This is a genomic window from Bacillus coreaensis, assembly GCF_050586445.1.
GTDB classification, from domain to species: Bacteria; Bacillota; Bacilli; order Bacillales; family Cytobacillaceae; genus Robertmurraya_A; species Robertmurraya_A coreaensis.
Genome location: NZ_JBOCCY010000019.1, coordinates 1 through 17,976 on the forward strand (window position 1 = coordinate 1; position 17,976 = coordinate 17,976).

The 17,976-nt window shown below is 37.7% G+C and carries 15 protein-coding genes; 7 read left to right on the top strand and 8 right to left on the bottom strand.

Annotated features, from left to right (window positions below; genetic code table 11):
- Nucleotides 1-306: 306 nt before the first annotated feature.
- The 8 genes from ACQ5H4_RS20120 to dnaA form a co-directional block, all read right to left on the bottom strand.
- Nucleotides 307-1,404: an HD-GYP domain-containing protein gene (locus tag ACQ5H4_RS20120; RefSeq protein WP_430776756.1), complete on the bottom strand. Its 1,098-nt coding sequence runs from the start codon at nt 1,402-1,404 to the stop codon at nt 307-309.
- Between the two features lie 89 nt (nt 1,405-1,493).
- Nucleotides 1,494-4,007 (bottom strand): DNA gyrase subunit A, encoded by a 2,514-nt coding sequence (gene gyrA / locus ACQ5H4_RS20125; RefSeq protein ID WP_430776757.1) that lies wholly within the window; start codon nt 4,005-4,007, stop codon nt 1,494-1,496.
- A gap of 88 nt (nt 4,008-4,095) precedes the next feature.
- On the bottom strand, nt 4,096-6,018 hold the full coding sequence (gyrB, locus tag ACQ5H4_RS20130; RefSeq protein WP_430776811.1) for a DNA topoisomerase (ATP-hydrolyzing) subunit B: 1,923 nt from the start codon (nt 6,016-6,018) through the stop codon (nt 4,096-4,098).
- 105 nt (nt 6,019-6,123) lie between these two features.
- Nucleotides 6,124-6,369, bottom strand: coding sequence for an extracellular matrix regulator RemB (gene remB, locus ACQ5H4_RS20135; RefSeq protein WP_430776758.1), 246 nt, complete (start codon nt 6,367-6,369; stop codon nt 6,124-6,126).
- A 9-nt stretch (nt 6,370-6,378) separates the two neighbouring features.
- A complete protein-coding gene (gene recF / locus ACQ5H4_RS20140) occupies nt 6,379-7,497 on the bottom strand; it encodes a DNA replication/repair protein RecF (protein ID WP_430776759.1) in 1,119 nt (372 codons plus the stop codon).
- Between the two features lie 68 nt (nt 7,498-7,565).
- On the bottom strand, nt 7,566-7,778 hold the full coding sequence (yaaA, locus tag ACQ5H4_RS20145; protein ID WP_430776760.1) for a S4 domain-containing protein YaaA: 213 nt from the start codon (nt 7,776-7,778) through the stop codon (nt 7,566-7,568).
- A 127-nt stretch (nt 7,779-7,905) separates the two neighbouring features.
- Nucleotides 7,906-9,042 carry a DNA polymerase III subunit beta gene (dnaN, locus tag ACQ5H4_RS20150; protein ID WP_430776761.1) on the bottom strand — a complete coding sequence of 379 codons (1,137 nt, stop codon included), beginning with the start codon at nt 9,040-9,042 and terminating at the stop codon, nt 7,906-7,908.
- 181 nt (nt 9,043-9,223) lie between these two features.
- Entirely contained in the window at nt 9,224-10,570 is a 1,347-nt protein-coding gene (gene dnaA / locus ACQ5H4_RS20155; RefSeq protein ID WP_430776762.1) for a chromosomal replication initiator protein DnaA, read from the bottom strand.
- A 642-nt stretch (nt 10,571-11,212) separates the two neighbouring features.
- Between dnaA and rpmH the strand changes: the two genes are divergently transcribed.
- The 7 genes from rpmH (at nt 11,213) to rsmG (ending at nt 17,917) form a co-directional block, all read left to right on the top strand.
- Complete coding sequence (gene rpmH, locus ACQ5H4_RS20160; RefSeq protein WP_066059809.1) at nt 11,213-11,347, top strand: 50S ribosomal protein L34; 135 nt, start codon at nt 11,213-11,215, stop codon at nt 11,345-11,347.
- A 153-nt stretch (nt 11,348-11,500) separates the two neighbouring features.
- Nucleotides 11,501-11,860, top strand: coding sequence for a ribonuclease P protein component (rnpA, locus tag ACQ5H4_RS20165; RefSeq protein WP_430776763.1), 360 nt, complete (start codon nt 11,501-11,503; stop codon nt 11,858-11,860).
- A gap of 159 nt (nt 11,861-12,019) precedes the next feature.
- Complete coding sequence (gene spoIIIJ, locus ACQ5H4_RS20170) at nt 12,020-12,796, top strand: YidC family membrane integrase SpoIIIJ (protein ID WP_160547696.1); 777 nt, start codon at nt 12,020-12,022, stop codon at nt 12,794-12,796.
- Nucleotides 12,793-13,413: an RNA-binding cell elongation regulator Jag/EloR gene (gene jag, locus ACQ5H4_RS20175; RefSeq protein WP_430776764.1), complete on the top strand. Its 621-nt coding sequence runs from the start codon at nt 12,793-12,795 to the stop codon at nt 13,411-13,413. The genes spoIIIJ and jag overlap by 4 nt, the downstream gene beginning before the upstream one ends.
- Nucleotides 13,414-13,856: 443 nt before the next feature.
- Nucleotides 13,857-15,242, top strand: coding sequence for a tRNA uridine-5-carboxymethylaminomethyl(34) synthesis GTPase MnmE (mnmE, locus tag ACQ5H4_RS20180; protein WP_430776765.1), 1,386 nt, complete (start codon nt 13,857-13,859; stop codon nt 15,240-15,242).
- Nucleotides 15,243-15,271: 29 nt separating this feature from the next.
- Nucleotides 15,272-17,164 carry a tRNA uridine-5-carboxymethylaminomethyl(34) synthesis enzyme MnmG gene (mnmG, locus tag ACQ5H4_RS20185; protein WP_430776766.1) on the top strand — a complete coding sequence of 631 codons (1,893 nt, stop codon included), beginning with the start codon at nt 15,272-15,274 and terminating at the stop codon, nt 17,162-17,164.
- 36 nt (nt 17,165-17,200) lie between these two features.
- Nucleotides 17,201-17,917, top strand: coding sequence for a 16S rRNA (guanine(527)-N(7))-methyltransferase RsmG (gene rsmG / locus ACQ5H4_RS20190; RefSeq protein ID WP_430776767.1), 717 nt, complete (start codon nt 17,201-17,203; stop codon nt 17,915-17,917).
- Nucleotides 17,918-17,976: the final 59 nt, after the last annotated feature.

Consider the following 17,976-nt stretch of genomic DNA (forward strand, 5'->3'; position numbering starts at 1 on the left):
TAAAGAGTAAGATTAGCTCTTAAAGTTAAAACGTTGGCTAGTGTATTTTTCAACACTAATCATTTTTTGTTGACGTATGATTTGTTTAGTTTTCAAAGAACAATCACTATCGCAACGAGGCGACTTTAATAATATATCATGTTTACTAAATCATTTCAACTACTTTTTTAAAAAAGTTTTAACAATAATTTAAGTACCTGTTGAACTGACTTTTAATAGTATAACAAGTCATTGTTTATTATTCAATATCTAATAAATGGAAACATTTAAGAGCCAAATAGATAACACCTACTTGGCTCTACCATCCTAAGGAATCTTTACTTCATCGATAAAAATCATCCGGTTTCTCTGCAAATGAATAATTTCAGCAGTAGCTAATACTTTTACAAGCGGCCTTGTTGGAGCATTCTCATCAATATATAGAATTTCAGCTTCTTGTCCATTTGAAAGTTTTACTAAACTTCCAATAGAAATATTCATAATCCCAGCTTGAAGTGCACGGATGGAGGCAATATCAAACTGTCCAAATAAATCTTGTAGCATCATCTCTAATACTTTAAAAGGAGACTGCTTTTTTCTATATAAGCGTTGTGAAGTCATTGCATGGAAGGTGTCAGCGACCCCAATAATTTTTGCATATTGGTGGATTTTCTGTCCTTTTTCACCAAGTGGATACCCACTTCCATCCAAACGCTCATGATGTTGAAAGATGGCAATTTTACCAGCCTCTCTAATAAAAGGTGTACTTTGAATAAGTCTATAACTATACGTTGGATGGTTTTTTACCTCTTGATAATCCTCTTGTGTAAGAGGTGTTCTTTTATTTAATATTCCTTCAGAAAGCTTTGCCATACCACAATCGCTTAAAGTCCCAGCCAAAGCAATCTGAACAATTTCCCCTTTATTAAAACCTAGTTTCTTAGAAATAAAACTACTAATTAATCCAACCGCAACCGCATGCTGGTACAAATAGTCTTCCTCAGTTGAAAAGTGATGAAGTTGAAAAAGGTCTGCTTGATTGTGTTCTATTTTTTCGATTAACGGAAATATAATACTTCGCACCTTTGTAACATCTACTGGTAAACCCGCCTGCCAGCTTCGAAACTCCTTTTTAAAGCTTCTTGATGCTTGAAGAAAGAGTTCGGTGAATGTAAGTTCCCTTTGTGCTTCATTTTCCTCATGCCTCACTTCTTCATCATCCATAAGGATCTCATTAGGTATAAAAGGATGCCCGCTAGACAGAGTCTTTTCAACCTCTAATTCGGGTATTAAGAAGGCTTTTAATACTCCGAGTAATTCGGAAGTTAATACTGTTTTCTTTTGGACAATTGCCCGTCCTGAAGACCCCATAACATCTTCAGAAAGAATGCATCCTTCTTGAACTTCTTTTATAAGAACTCGCACTAAATTACACCCTCTAGTAATAATATTCTTAGTCTATTTTACCCAATTCATAAAAAAAGAGGAACATAATAATGTCCCTCTCTTACAAATTATTCTTCTTCCGCTGGTTCAACGTCTTTTACTTCTTCTTCACCAACGATTAATTCTTCTTTTTCTTCATCTTTTTCTTCTTCTTTTTCAACCATCGCTACAGTGGCTACGAATTCTTCTTCTGACTCATTCAATCTGATCAATCTCACACCTTGAGTATTTCGTCCCATTGTTGAGATATCACTAACCGCCATACGGATTAAGACTCCGCCTGTAGTAATTAACATGACATCTTCTTCACCTGTTACAGCCTTCATCGAAACTAAGTTTCCGTTTTTATCTGTAATATTGCAGGTTTTAATCCCTTTACCGCCACGACCTTGTATTCTATATTCATCAGCAGGTGTACGTTTACCATACCCATTCTTTGTAACAATTAATATTTCAGTGTTTTCCTCAAGAACTTCCATTCCGACTACTTCATCTGAAGCGTCAATGTTAATTCCTTTAACTCCTGTAGCAGTACGCCCCATAGAACGAACATCTGTTTCAGGGAAACGAATGAGTAACCCTTTCTTCGTTCCAATAATAATTTCCTTACTGCCATCTGTAAGACGAACAGAGATTAACTCATCTTCCTCGCGTAAGTTCAAGGCAATTAAACCATTGTTTCGGATATTTGCAAAGGAAGTGAGTGGTGATCGTTTCGATATTCCTTCTTTGGTAGTAAAGAATAGGAACCAGTCATCTACAAACTCTGAGACAGGAATAATGGCATTCACCCATTCTCCTTTATCCACTTCTAATAGGTTGATGATTGGAATTCCTTTTGCTGTTCTTGAGAACTCAGGAATTTCATATCCTTTCGAGCGATACACTTTCCCTTTATTTGTAAAGAAAAGGATTGTGTCATGTGTGGACGTTGTAACAAGATGTTCAACGAAATCATCTTCATTCGTTCCCATTCCTTGTATTCCTCGACCACCACGTTTTTGCGCGCGGTAGGTTGAAACAGGAAGACGTTTGATGTATCCATTATGAGTTAACGAAATAACGATATTTTCAACCGGAATTAAATCCTCATCTTCAATGTTTTCGACTCCACCCGTTACGATTTCAGTACGACGAATATCGTTGAAGCGTTCTTTAATTTCAGATAGTTCTTCTCTAATTATTTCAAGAACCTTCTCTTCATTTGCCAAAATTTCCTTCAGCTCTGCAATTAGCTTCACAAGGTTTTGATACTCTTCTTCGATTTTTTCACGTTCTAAACCAGTTAAACGCTGTAATCGCATATCTAAAATTGCCTGTGCTTGCTTTTCAGAAAGCTCGAAGGTAGTCATTAACCCCTCACGAGCAATATCTGTTGTTTGTGAAGAACGAATTAAGCTAATAACCGCGTCTAGATGATCTAGTGCAATTCGTAAGCCATCTAAAATATGCGCACGTGCTTCGGCTTTTCGTAATTCAAATTCTGTTCTTCTACGAATGACTACTTTTTGGTGATCTAAGTAGTAAACTAAACATTGTTTTAAGTTCAATACCTTAGGTTGTCCACCAACTAACGCTAACGTATTGATTCCAAAACTAGTTTGTAGAGCGGTTTGCTTGTAAAGATTATTTAATAATACATTGGCATTTGCATCCTTACGAACCTCTATAACAATACGCATACCATTTCTATCGGATTCATCACGAAGGTCTGTAATACCATCAATTTTTTTCTCACGGGCTAGCTCAGCAATTTTCTCGATAAGCTTTGCCTTGTTTACCTGGTATGGAATTTCATTAACAATGATAACTTCCTTGCCATTGGCCTTTTGTTCAATAACAACTTTTGCTCGTAATGTAATAGAACCTCTGCCTGTTTCGTAAGCCTTTCGAATCCCACTTCTCCCCAGTATTAATCCTCCTGTTGGAAAATCAGGACCTGGAATAATCTCCATGAGCTCCTGAGTGGTTATCTCTGGGTCTTTACTAACTGCCAACACACCGTCAATAACTTCTCCAAGCTGATGTGGAGGAATATTTGTTGCCATTCCTACCGCAATCCCTGTTGTTCCATTGACTAGGAGATTCGGGAATCGAGCAGGTAGAACAACTGGCTCCTTTTCTTCTCCATCATAGTTATCTTGGTAATCAATCGTGTCTTTATTTATATCTCGCAACAGTTCCATTGAGATTTTTGACATTCTTGATTCTGTATAACGCATGGCTGCCGCTGAATCTCCATCAACCGATCCAAAGTTTCCATGGCCATCAACAAGCATGTACCGATAGTTAAAATCCTGAGCCATACGTACCATTGTCTCATACACTGCTGAGTCTCCGTGTGGATGGTATTTACCAATTACATCTCCTACGATACGAGCAGACTTTTTATATGGCTTGTCAGAGTGCATCCCAAGGTCATGCATGGCATATAGAATACGACGGTGAACAGGCTTTAATCCATCTCTAACATCTGGCAAAGCACGGGAGACGATTACGCTCATCGCATAGTCTAGGAATGAAGTCTTCATTTCTTGGCTTATATTTATTTCTTTAATTTGTGAATTTGGTGTTTCAGCCAACGTGTGTACCTCCTTTAAAGCTAATGATGATCCTTTGTAAGCCTTCTATGAAAAGAAAAGGAGGATAGTGGTTACCCTCTACCCTTTTTTAAATATCTAAGTTTTTCACGTACTGTGCGTTTGCTTCGATAAAGTTACGACGTGGCTCCACTTTATCTCCCATTAACATTTCGAATGTTTCATCAGCTTCAATGGCATCTTGAAGACTAACCTGTAACATGGTTCTCGTCTCTGGGTTCATGGTTGTTTCCCAAAGCTGATCAGGATTCATCTCGCCTAATCCTTTGTAACGTTGAATATTAGGTTTCGGTTGACTCGGAAGCTCTGCGAAAATACGGTCTAATTCTTTATCGTTATAGGCATATTCAATACGTTTCCCTTGTTGAACTTTATATAACGGTGGCTGAGCGATATAAATATAGCCCGCCTCTAAGATTTGTCTCATATATCGATAGAAGAATGTTAGTATCAGTGTTCGAATATGCGCACCGTCAACATCAGCATCCGTCATAATTACAACTTTATGGTAGCGAGCTTTCGAAAGATCAAAGTCTTCGCCAATCCCTGTTCCAATAGCTGTAATCATGGCACGAACTTCATTATTTGAAAGGATTTTATCCAATCTAGCTTTTTCTACGTTAAGGATTTTCCCTCTAAGTGGAAGAATCGCTTGGAAATGACGGTCACGTCCTTGTTTTGCTGATCCACCCGCTGAATCTCCCTCAACGATATATATTTCACTTATTTCAGGATCTTTAGAAGAGCAGTCAGCAAGCTTACCAGGTAAGCTCGATACCTCAAGGGCACTCTTTCGACGTGTTAACTCTCGTGCTTTTTTGGCAGCTAAACGGGCTCTTGCCGCCATTAAGCCTTTTTCAACTATTTTCCTTGCAACTGTAGGGTTTTCAAGAAGAAACTTATCCAGTGCCTCGGCAAAAATCGTATCTGTTGCTGCTCTTACCTCTGAGTTACCAAGTTTCGTTTTTGTTTGGCCTTCAAACTGTGGATCTGGATGTTTGATTGATACGATAGCTGTTAAACCTTCTCGTACATCATCACCAGACAGATTCGAATCGTTTTCTTTTATCTGACCATATTTTCTCGCATAGTCGTTTATGATTCTTGTAAGAGCTGTTTTAAAACCAGATTCATGTGTCCCACCTTCATGGGTATGAATATTGTTCGCAAACGAGTAAATATTACTTGTATAACTATCATTGTATTGAATGGCGACCTCGATGGTAATTCCCTCTTTTTCGCCTTCAATAAAGATCGGCTCTTCATGTAGAACTTCCTTTGATCTATTCAAGTGTTCTACATAAGACTTTATACCGCCTTCATAGTAATATTGGTTGCCTTTATTTTCTTCACGCTTATCTTCAATCGTTATTTTTAAACCTTTGTTTAAAAAAGCAAGCTCACGGATACGATTGGCAAGGGTCTCATAATCATACTCAAGAGTCTCTGTGAAAATTTCGCTATCTGGAACAAAGTGAATCGTCGTACCGGTATGGTCTGTTTCTCCGATCACTTCTAGGTCAGCTACAGGCACTCCACGCTCAAATTTCTGGTAGTGAATTTTCCCTTCTCGATGAACATACACTTCTAATAACGTAGATAGCGCATTAACAACAGACGCACCCACTCCGTGAAGTCCTCCAGAAACTTTGTAACCTCCGCCACCAAACTTTCCGCCAGCATGAAGAACAGTCATAATAACTTCAACAGCCGGTCTTCCCATCTTTTCATGGATCCCGACCGGAATTCCCCGTCCATTATCAATAACGGTAATGCTATTATCCTTTTCAATTACAACATTTATCTCTGAACAGAAGCCAGCTAGAGCTTCGTCAATACTATTGTCAACGATTTCCCAAACTAAATGGTGGAGTCCTTTGACACTTGTGGAACCTATATACATCCCCGGTCTTTTTCTTACGGCTTCAAGACCTTCCAGAACCTGTATCTGATTTTCATCATATGATTGTTCTTGGACTTCTTTTTGTTCCATTGCCATAAACCGTTCACCTACTCTTTCTTTCACAATTAAGCAAAAATCATCTGATTTTCGCGTACCAAATATATATTTTCACTTAGCAAGAGAGCTAAGATTATTCTAATACTGAGCTGCTAGTTTATAAGAGCGTTTTTTTAATGTTCCAGATGATAACGGTGAATAATAGACTTTATCTTTTGTGACCACGATAGATTTATATCCACCTTTTGAAAGATCCACAACCACTAAACGATCATGCATTAAAAATTCATTCATCTGTGATGAAGAAACGACACTTTCTTTACTTATGATGGCAACGATATCTATTGCTCGAACCAATGTCTCTTCTCCAATATGAACATACATATGACCACCTCATAAGATTCGTTTAATCGTCCCACTATCAACGGTAAAGGTTGACGCTTCTTTTAGTGTTTGATGGTCAATTCCATCTACATTTGTTGTTGTCACAAATGTTTGTACTTTACCCTGAATGGTATTTAACAAGTGAGATTGGCGATAATCATCCAGCTCTGAAAGAACATCATCAAGAAGCAAAATAGGGTATTCCCCTATTTCCGCATGAATGAGTTCGATTTCTGCAAGCTTGACGGATAATGCAGTCGTCCGTTGCTGGCCTTGAGATCCAAAAGTTTGCACATCACGCCCATTTACAAAAAAGAGCATATCATCACGATGAGGTCCAAACAGTGTAGTGCCACGTTCGATCTCTCTTCTTTTTATTTTATCAAATTTATGAGTAAATACTTCTACCATTTTCGACAAATCTTGTTCTTCTGATACATCAACAGAAGGTTTATACTCAATCTTTAATGTTTCTAACCCTCTAGAAATTCCACTATGGATTGGAATAGCCCATTTTTGAAGCAAACGGAGGAATTCATAACGTTTGGCAACGATACGAACAGCCTTGTCAATAAATTGCTCCGTTAATATATCAAGCATCGTTTCGTCTGATTGCTTTTTAATCTGCATCATTTTTAAATAATGGTTTCTTTGCTGGAGAATTTTCTGATATTGCCCCATTTCATGAAGATAAATAGGGGATACTTGTCCAATCTCCATATCTATAAATCGCCTTCTAACCTGCGGACTTCCTTTCACAAGTGTAAGATCCTCAGGCGCAAACATAACCACATTCATATTCCCTACATACTGGCTTAATTTTTGCTGCTCAAGATGATTGCATTTTGCCTTTTTTCCTTTTTTAGAAATAATCAGCTGCATTGGGAGAGGACCGTGACTTTTTTTTACCCGTCCCTCTATTGTAGCATATTCTTCATCCCAGCGAATAAGTTCTTTATCATTAGAGGTTCGATGAGATTTAGCCATGGCTAATACGTAGATGGATTCCATGACATTTGTTTTCCCTTGAGCATTTTCACCTAAGATGACATTAACCTTGTTTTCAAAAGTCATAGTCAAATCTTCGTAATTACGATAATTTTTTAACCCTAAATGCTCAATATACATATTCAAAACATCCTTTATCCCTATACAGTAAGCGAGACTTCAACACATATGTCGAAGCCTGCTTCCTTTTACATGACAATGTATGAACCGATGGTAGGAATTTCAACAACATCTCCAGCTCTAAGCTTTCGACCTCTCCTTTGATCTTGCTCATTATTGACAAATATTTCATACTCACTAAGGAACCACTTTGCCATTCCTCCGGTATCTATAACGCCTGCTAGCTTTAAAAATTGACCTAACGTAATATACTCTGTGTCAATTTTTACTTCTTCTCTCAAATAGCCTCACTCTTTTCACGTTATTTTTCATGACGAGCGTTTTCGTGTCTACTCTTTATTTTACTAAATAATTGGCTTATATACAAAGGGTTAAACGAAAAGCCACCAGAGACCTGGCAGCTTATTCTTAATATGTTCTTACAGGGAGAATCAATTGCAGAATCGAATCGTCATTTAAAGGTTGGATAATAAACGGTCTCATTGCCCCTGTAAAACTAATTTTTATTTCTTGCCCTTCTAAAGCTTTTAATGCATCCATTACATATTTTGCACTAAAAGATATTTTTAACTCTTCACCAGTAATGGCTTGTGCTTGCAGCTCTTCAACTACTTTTCCGATTTCTGGAGTATTAGAGGACACCTCTATCACTTTTTCTTCAATCGTTGAAAATTTAACTACGTTATTTCTCCCTTCTCTTGCCAGCAAGGAAGCACGATCAATGGATTGTAAAAACTCTTTTGTATTAACAGTTACTTCTGTCTTACTCTCTGACGGAATCAATCGAGTTGTATCAGGATAGTTCCCTTCAAGCAATCTTGAGAAAAACAATAGATGCTTGGCTTTAAATAACACCTGGTTTTCTGTTATGACGATGTCAACTAGGTCATTTGTATCATCTAGGATTTTACTCAATTCATTTAAGCTTTTCCCTGGAATAACTACATTGTAATTCACATCGTTCTCAATATCGACCTTCGCTTTTCTTAAAGCTAATCTGTGACTATCTGTTGCAATACAGATTAACTCTCCGTTTTCGACCTTCCAGTTTACACCTGTCAACACTGGGCGTGTTTCTGAGGTGGACACTGCAAAAACCGTTTGACGAATCAGAACTTTTAGGAGGTCTGTACGGATCTTAAAAGCATTTTGTTCTTCTATTTGTGGTAAATGCGGATACTCTTCTGCATCAAGACCATTTAAATTAAATTCAGATTTACCTGAACGAATAACGGTTTGAAAATGATTTTGAACATCTATTTCAACTGTATCTGTAGGTAATTTCTTTACAATTTCACTGAAAAACTTTGCTTGTAGAACGATAGAACCTGTTTGTTTGATTTCGACAAGTTCATCACCAGCTTCTTCTTTAGGTATAAATGATTCTATAGAAATGTCTGAGTCACTACCAGTTAATGTAACACCATCTTCAGTTACAACGATTTTTATACCGGTTAAGATTGGGATAGTTGTTCTGCTAGTTACTGCTTTCATAACATCTTGAACGCTTTGAACTAAACGGTCCCTTTGAATAATAAAACGCATAAAAAAAGTCCTCCCGTTATGAATGGAATATCAGCTTATTTATATATATTTTTATTATAAAAAATAGTAGAAGTAATAGTAGGGCCTGTGAGTATGTGGATAACTCCCTTAAGCGAAAGGAAATACAGCCTATCCACATGTGGACAGACTGTGAGTAAACAAGTGAAAGTTATACACAGTATTAAATTTTCAAAAGCTCATTAATCTCATTCAATTGTTTTTGGAACTGAGCATCTGATTGAATCAGCTTTGAAATTTTTTCATGAGCATGAATAACTGTCGTGTGATCTCGACCTCCGAACTCTTCACCAATTTTCGGAAGGGAAAAGTCGGTTAATTCTCTTGATAAATACATAGCAATTTGCCTAGGAAAAGCTACAGACTTTGTCCGTTTCTTTGCTTTAAAATCCTCGAGTTTTACATTAAAGTGCTCTCCAACGACTCGTTGAATTTCATGAATCGTTATGACTCGTGGTTTTGAACTAGGAATAATATCTTTCAAAGCTTCCGCAGCTAAATCAGCATTAATATCTTTATTTATTAGAGATGAGTAGGCAACCACTCGAATCAATGCACCTTCTAGCTCTCTAATATTGGAATCAATTTGATTTGCTATATATAGCATGACTTCGTTCGGAATATCCAATCCCTCAGCTTTTGCTTTTTTACGAAGAATGGCAATCCTTGTTTCTAAATCTGGTGGTGTGATGTCTGTGATTAATCCCCATTCAAAGCGTGAACGGAGTCGATCTTCAAGCGTCGGAATTTCCTTCGGCGGACGATCACTGGATATAACGATTTGCTTACTTTCTTCATGTAGCGTATTAAACGTATGGAAAAATTCCTCTTGAGTTTGTTCTTTTCCAGCAAGAAATTGAATATCATCAATAAGAAGAACATCTACATTGCGATATTTATTTCTAAAATCAACTGCTTTATTGTCTCGAATAGAGTTAATGAACTCATTCGTAAATTTTTCAGAAGATAAATATACAACCTTTGCTGATGGATTATGATCCTGCACATAGTGCCCAATCGCATGCATAAGGTGAGTTTTTCCTAAACCTACGCCCCCGTAAATAAAAAGGGGATTATATGCTTTAGCTGGTGCTTCAGCGACTGCTAGTGAAGCAGCATGTGCGAATCGGTTCCCAGAACCAATAACAAATGTATCAAAAGTATATTTCGGATTGAGCATATTTAACGGTAGCTCTTGATGGTCATCATCTTTAATATTGCGTTTTTGTGGGATAGGAATATCATCTTCCATTTCATTTTGATTTTGCGGAATGATGAATTTTACCCCTAATTCTTCTCCAGTTATATCGTAGAGAATTCCAGCGATTAATTGCGAATAACGTTCTTCTAGCCAGTCACGAGCAAATTCATTTGGAGCCGTTACGGTTAACGTATCACCTTGCAAAGAATGGGCTTTAGTAGATTTTAGCCACGTTTCAAAGCTGGGTTTGCTTATTTTTTTCTCTATATTGGCTAACGCGTTATTCCAAAGATCCGAAATATTTTCCACACTGATCCCTCCTTTTAGGAATATAAATGCCATCTTTGAAGCGGCTAAACAGTCTACTAATTTTTCTATGTTTCCCGTAAGGATCACAAAAAAACATAGGTTATACAAGCTGTACAACCTATAAATTTATAAATATACAAATCTGTTAATGTGGGTAAGTATATATATAAGAAGTAATGAGGGATTTCGACAATATCCACGACTTGTGGACAACGTTCTACATAGGCTCTGAATAACCTATCCACAAGATATCCACAATCTGTGGATAGTCTATTTATCCACATGTTTTTATCCAGAGTGAAAACACAATAATAATATCAAATAAATTAAGTAGACGCAATGGTTTTTTAAGTTTATCCACAACAAGTACAAGCTGTGAGTATTAATTGTCCACAGCGAAAGAATCTGTGAAAAAGCTGTCAATAAGCGTTGTGGATAATGGAGAAACGTGTCGAAAGTTATTAACAGGAGCTAAAAAAGCTGTTTGGAGGACACTTCATCAAAACATTAAAATAAAGAAAATCGTATCTGTTATTCTGTCCGTCAAAAGGAGTCGAAGATAGGCTATTGACTTTTTTTATAGGTCGCCTCTATAATTAGAAGGACTGTCTTTAAAGTTATTCCTCAGGGAGGTGTCATATAATGAAAAGAACGTACCAACCAAATAAGCGTAAACACAGCAAAGTTCACGGTTTCCGTAGTCGTATGAGCTCTGCAAACGGACGTAAAGTATTAGCACGTCGTCGTCGTAAAGGAAGAAAAGTATTATCTGCTTAGGCCACTGAAACGTCAGTGGTCTTTTTTCTCATTCAAGTGGAAGAAGAGTTCGATTTATGTATAGATGTTCACACAGAAGAAAATAATGGGAAGGGCAGTGTGCGCCTCCAGAAGCTAGAGCACTTGCTTTAATCTAGATCGTAGGTGTAATAAATGAAAAAGGAATTTCGAATTAAAAAGAATAAAGAATTTCAAGAGATATATAAAAAGGGGAATTCTGTAGCAAATCGTCAATTTGTTGTTTATTTGCGAAAAGTTCCAGAACAAACTCATTTTCATGTGGGTTTGTCTGTTAGCAAGAAGATTGGAAATGCTGTAACTCGTAATCAAGTGAAAAGGTATATTAGACAATCCTTACTAGAGCTTCAAGAATATATGAAAAATGACTTGGATTTGATTATCATTGCGAGAAAACCAGCTTCTGACATGACGTTTCATGAAGTGAAGGGAAGTTTAACTCATGTTTTAAAACTTGCGAAGGTTTTAAATGGTAGAGTAGAAAGAAGGAAATAAAATCTTAGTGTTTGCATTTTTTTAAGGAAATGTACTTATAAAAAATGATACAATACACTTGGATTATTAATAGACGAACAAGTAGTGTGTTTCTTTTTTTATCTAAAGATTGAAGTGGACATACTTGGAGGATATAAGATATTAAGGAGGAAAAAACGGTTGAAAAAGAAACTTCTTCTTTTAATCGGCCTCATATTTCTGATGGCACTACTTACGGGCTGTACAGAGTATAATAAGCCGATTACAGCAGAAAGCGAAGGTTTTTGGAACGAGTATATTGTATACCCATTATCGTTATTAATTGTCAAAACAGCGGAGTTTGCCGGTGGAAACTTTGGTTTAGGTATTATTTTAGTTACACTTTTGATTCGTTTGGTGATTTTGCCATTAATGATCAAGCAAACAAAGAGCTCAAAGGCTATGCAAGCTATTCAGCCTGAGATGCAAAAGTTAAGAGAAAAATATAGCTCAAAAGATCAAAAAACGCAACAAAAGCTTCAACAGGAAACAATGGCGTTATTTCAGCAGCATGGAGTAAATCCGCTTGCTGGATGTTTTCCATTAATCATTCAAATGCCAATATTAATTGGTTTTTATCATGCTATTTCTCGTACAAGAGAGATTGCAGAGCATAACTTCTTATGGTTTGACCTTGGGTCTCCGGATCCGTTTTATATTTTACCGATTGTAGCGGGGATCACAACATTCATCCAACAGAAAATTATGATGGCGGGTGTAGAGAATAATCCTCAAATGCAAATGATGCTTTACATTATGCCAGTCATGATTGTCGTGTTTGCATTTACTTTCCCAGCTGCTTTATCACTATATTGGGTAGTCGGGAATATCTTTATGATTGTTCAAACTTATTTTATTAAAGGTCCAGATTTAAAAAAGGTTGCTGAAACTGGTAAATCAGGAGGAGCGAAAAAGTGAGAGAGGTAACTGCTACGGGTAATTCCGTTGAGGAAGCAGTAGCGTCAGCTTTAGCTCAACTAGAAACAACAAGAGATCGTGCAGAAATAGCGATAGTTGACGAAGGGAAAAAGGGGCTATTTGGTATTTTTGGTACCCGCCCGGCTATTGTTAAAGTAACTAAAAAGATTGATGCGATTGAAGAAGCAAAAAACTTTTTAACTGATGTAGCAAACAAAATGGGTTCGCCAGTTGATATTGAAGTGATAAAAGAAGGCAAACAAGTTCAATTTATTCTTTCTGGGGACAAGATTGCTCTCCTAATTGGAAAAAGAGGACAAACTTTAAACTCCCTTCAATATTTAACGCAGCTAGTCATTAATCGATATGCGGATCAATATGTAAATGTATTGCTTGATGCAGAAGATTATCGAAAAAGAAGAAATGATACACTAATGCAATTAGCTGAAAGACTTGCTTTTAAAGCTGTTCGTACAGGCCAAAGAGTATCACTTGAACCAATGCCATCGTATGAAAGAAAAGTGATTCATACCGCTTTAGTGGATAATAAGCGAGTGAAAACATACTCTGACGGAGTCGAGCCAAATCGTTATATCGTTATTACACCGAATAAATAAGAGTTAGGGCGATCCCACTTAGTGGGGTCGTTTTTTTTGATGTTTTATTGAGGTGCTGCTGTGAGTGGGTATTAGGGAAGCTTCCTGTGCGATTCGTCTTATGCCTGTCGCCCCTGAACAAGCTTCCTCCGCTTTTCTTTGTCCAGCTCCGCCTCCTTGACCCTCGAGGTCATAAGACAATCCCTTCCGGAAAGCAGGCTTTCCTACTGGGCTTGTCTTATGCTTGTCGGGTCAGAACAGTCGGCTCCGCTTTTCTTGTTATTCACATGTGGATAAGTTATGATAGAACATAATGCGCTTTTTTATTTGTGGATAAATCTTTTTTATTAGAAATGACTGTGCTATTCTAATAATTTGGGAAAAGATGCTTTTAATGAGTAAAGTTTCGTGACATAGATGAAGATAAGGAATATACAGTCCCTTAGTGGGAAGAGGTGAAGGCAATGGAATTTGATACAATTGCGGCGATATCGACTCCGCTTGGTGAAGGAGCGATTGCGATTGTTCGTCTTAGTGGAGACGAAGCAATCCAAATTGCCGATAAGCTATTTAGAGGAAAAAGAAATAAACGTTTGATAGATGTACAAACACATACCATCCATTACGGTCACTTACTGGATCCAAAAACAGGTGAGGTTGCTGAAGAGGTAATGGTATCTGTGATGAAAGGACCACATACATTTACAAAAGAAGATGTAGTAGAAATCAATTGCCATGGTGGGGTTGTGTCGGTAAACCGTGTCCTGCAATTGGTATTACGATTTGGAGCAAGATTGGCAGAACCAGGTGAATTCACAAAACGTGCCTTTTTAAACGGAAGAATTGATTTATCACAAGCGGAAGCAGTGATGGATTTGATTCGTGCCAAAACGGATCGTGCCATGAACGTAGCACTTGGGCAAATGGAAGGACGATTATCCAAGCTTATTCAAAGATTGAGGCAGGAGATTCTTGAAACCTTGGCTCATGTTGAAGTGAATATTGACTATCCAGAGTATGATGATGTGGAAGAAATGACTCACAACATGCTTTTAGAAAAAGCAAACCTCGTTCGAGTAGAAATGAAAAAGTTACTTGAAACGTCTCAACAAGGAAAGATTTTACGTGAGGGCTTATCAACGGTGATTGTTGGAAGACCTAACGTTGGGAAATCCTCCTTACTAAATAGTTTAGTTCAGGAAAATAAAGCAATTGTTACGGATATTCCTGGAACGACTCGTGACGTCATCGAAGAATATGTTAATGTTCGAGGAGTGCCGCTTCGCTTATTAGATACAGCGGGTATTCGTGAGACAGAAGATATCGTAGAAAGAATTGGCGTGGAAAAATCACGACAAGTGCTAAAAGAAGCAGATCTTATTTTACTAGTTCTGAACTATTCGGATGATTTAACAAAGGAAGATGAAAACCTGTTTAAGGCTGTTGAAGGAATGGATGTTATCGTCATTATTAATAAAACAGATCTTCCTCAAAAGATTGATATGGAGAAAGTTAAAGAACTGACAGGGAAAGGTCCACTTGTAACGACCTCATTGCTTGAAGATCGAGGCGTCGATGATTTAGAAGAGGCGATTGCTGCTCTTTTCTTCTCTGGATCGATTGAGTCTGGTGATATCACGTATGTATCTAATAGTCGTCATATCGCTCTTCTACACCAGGCGTTACATACCATAGAAGAAGCGATTTCAGGTGTGGAAAGTGGAGTGCCAATTGATATTGTGCAGATTGATTTTACAAGAACTTGGGAGCTATTAGGGGAGATTATTGGAGAGTCCATTCATGAAAGCTTAATTGACCAGTTATTCTCGCAGTTCTGTTTAGGTAAATAATTTTTTTATAGATACAAGGAGGCAGCATGATGCAATATAGTGCTGGAAATTATGACGTGATCGTCATTGGAGCGGGACATGCCGGCTGTGAAGCAGGTTTGGCAGCTGCACGTCAAGGTGCAAAAACATTAATGATTACCATTAATTTAGATATGGTGGCTTTTATGCCATGTAATCCTTCTGTTGGTGGACCAGCAAAAGGAATTGTTGTGCGCGAAATTGATGCTCTTGGTGGAGAAATGGGGAAAAACATCGATAAAACGCATATTCAAATGAGAATGCTGAATACAGGTAAGGGACCAGCTGTACGTGCATTACGTGCACAAGCGGATAAATTTAGTTATCAGCATGAAATGAAAAAAACATTAGAAAACGAAAAAAATCTTACATTAGTTCAAGGAATGGTAGAGCGTCTAATTGTTGAGGACGGAGTTTGTAAAGGAGTCATTACAAAGACCGGTGCTACCTATGAAGCAAAAACGGTTGTTATTACTACTGGTACCTTCCTTCGTGGTGAAATCATTCTTGGTGAGTTAAAGTACTCAAGTGGTCCCAATAATCAGCAGCCATCCATCAGGCTTTCTGAACACCTCGAAGAGCTAGGTTTTGATCTTGTTCGGTTTAAAACAGGAACTCCTCCACGTGTGAATAGTCATACCATTGATTACAGCAAAACGGAAATTCAACCAGGTGATGAGGAGCCTAGAGCCTTTTCTTATGAAACAACCAAGTTTATTACAGACCAACTGCCTTGCTGGTTAACATACACGAGCGAACAGACTCACCAATTAATTGATAATAATTTGCACCGTTCTCCTATGTATTCAGGCATGATCAAAGGGACAGGTCCAAGATACTGTCCTTCCATAGAAGATAAGGTAGTTCGTTTCAACGATAAGCCAAGACACCAAATTTTCTTAGAGCCAGAGGGACGAAATACACAAGAGGTATACGTTCAAGGATTATCAACGAGCTTACCTGAGGAAGTTCAACATCAAATTTTAAAGACCATTCCAGGTCTTGAAAATGTTCAAATGATGAGACCAGGATACGCAATAGAATATGATGCAATTGTGCCGACACAGCTATGGCCAACACTTGAAACGAAAGTGATTCAGAACCTTTATACAGCAGGTCAAATTAATGGTACTTCTGGTTACGAGGAAGCCGCAGGGCAAGGTTTAATGGCTGGTATGAACGCGGGTCGAAAAGCATTAGGCGAAGAAGAAGTCATTCTTAGCCGTTCGGAAGCTTATATAGGGGTATTGATCGATGACCTTGTAACTAAAGGAACGAATGAGCCGTACCGATTACTTACTTCCCGTGCGGAATATCGATTGTTGTTACGTCACGATAATGCCGATTTACGTTTAACAGAAACTGGTCGTAAAGTGGGACTTATTTCTGAAGAACGCTATGAGCGCTTCTTAACAAAAAAAGCAGCCATAGAAGCGGAAAAGGAACGTTTAGAAGGAATCATCATTAAACCTAAGCCTGAAGTCCAAGAACTCATCAAAGCTCAGGGTGGAAGTGAGTTAAAGGATGGTATCCGGGCTTCGGATCTACTAAAACGACCAGAGATGACGTACCAACATATTGAAGCCATTGTTCCATCTGAGAAGGACTTGGATTTTGATATTAAAGAACAGGTAGAAATCCAAGTGAAATACGAAGGGTATATTGAGAAGTCTTTACAACAAGTGGACCGTCTGAAGAAAATGGAGAATAAAAAGATTCCTGATAATATCGACTATGATGCCATATCTGGGCTGGCGACAGAAGCAAGGCAAAAAATGAAGCAGGTGCGCCCATTATCCATCGCTCAAGCATCAAGGATTTCAGGAGTAAACCCTGCAGATATCTCCATCTTACTTGTTTATTTGGAACAAGGAAAAATAGCACGTGTTTCAAATGATGCATAAAGAAAAATTTTTCCGGTGTGAGGAAGAAGGTATCGCATGAATACAGAGTTATTTATTAAAATGTTAGAGGAGAAGGGGATTGAACTTTCTCCTCAACAGGTTAAGCAATATGAACAATATTTTCACTTATTAGTTGAGTGGAATGAAAAGATGAATCTGACGGCTATTACTGAGAAAGAGGATGTCTATTTAAAACATTTTTATGATAGTGTGTCTGCAGCGTTTTATTATGATTTTTCAAAACCGTTAAGCCTTTGTGATGTGGGAGCAGGAGCAGGATTCCCTAGCATCCCAATAAAAATTGCATTCCCTCATCTACAGGTAACCATTGTAGATTCTTTAAACAAACGAATTACATTTTTAGAGAACCTTGCAAAGGAATTACAACTTGATGGAGTAACCTTCATTCATGACCGAGCAGAGACTTTTGGTCAAAAGAAGGAATACAGAGAACAATATGATTTGGTTACAGCTCGAGCGGTAGCACGATTATCTGTATTAAGTGAGCTTTGCTTGCCGCTTGTGAGGGTAGGTGGAAGCTTTGTGGCCATGAAGGCTGCTCATGCAAAAGATGAGTTAGAAATTGGGAAAAAAGCAATTGTCACACTCGGAGGATCCTTAAAAGAAACTCATTCATTCTTACTTCCTGTCGAGGAAAGTGAGAGAAATATTATTATTGTAGAAAAGGTAAAAACAACACCAAAAAAATATCCTAGAAAACCTGGGACTCCGAATAAAGCACCAATCGAATAGAGTTACATTTTAGCTCATTTTATGGCATAATTTTAATAAGTATGTAGGATAAAATAATC

Coding starts and splice junctions, on each gene's coding strand:
- gyrB (WP_430776811.1), bottom strand. CDS start 6,018: ATGGAACAAAAAGAAGTCCAAGAACAATCATATGATGAAAATCAGATA.
- remB (WP_430776758.1), bottom strand. CDS start 6,369: ATGTATGTTCATATTGGAGAAGAGACATTGGTTCGAGCAATAGATATC.
- recF (WP_430776759.1), bottom strand. CDS start 7,497: ATGTATATTGAGCATTTAGGGTTAAAAAATTATCGTAATTACGAAGAT.
- dnaN (WP_430776761.1), bottom strand. CDS start 9,042: ATGCGTTTTATTATTCAAAGGGACCGTTTAGTTCAAAGCGTTCAAGAT.
- rpmH (WP_066059809.1), top strand. CDS start 11,213: ATGAAAAGAACGTACCAACCAAATAAGCGTAAACACAGCAAAGTTCAC.
- rnpA (WP_430776763.1), top strand. CDS start 11,501: ATGAAAAAGGAATTTCGAATTAAAAAGAATAAAGAATTTCAAGAGATA.
- mnmE (WP_430776765.1), top strand. CDS start 13,857: ATGGAATTTGATACAATTGCGGCGATATCGACTCCGCTTGGTGAAGGA.
- mnmG (WP_430776766.1), top strand. CDS start 15,272: ATGCAATATAGTGCTGGAAATTATGACGTGATCGTCATTGGAGCGGGA.
- rsmG (WP_430776767.1), top strand. CDS start 17,201: ATGAATACAGAGTTATTTATTAAAATGTTAGAGGAGAAGGGGATTGAA.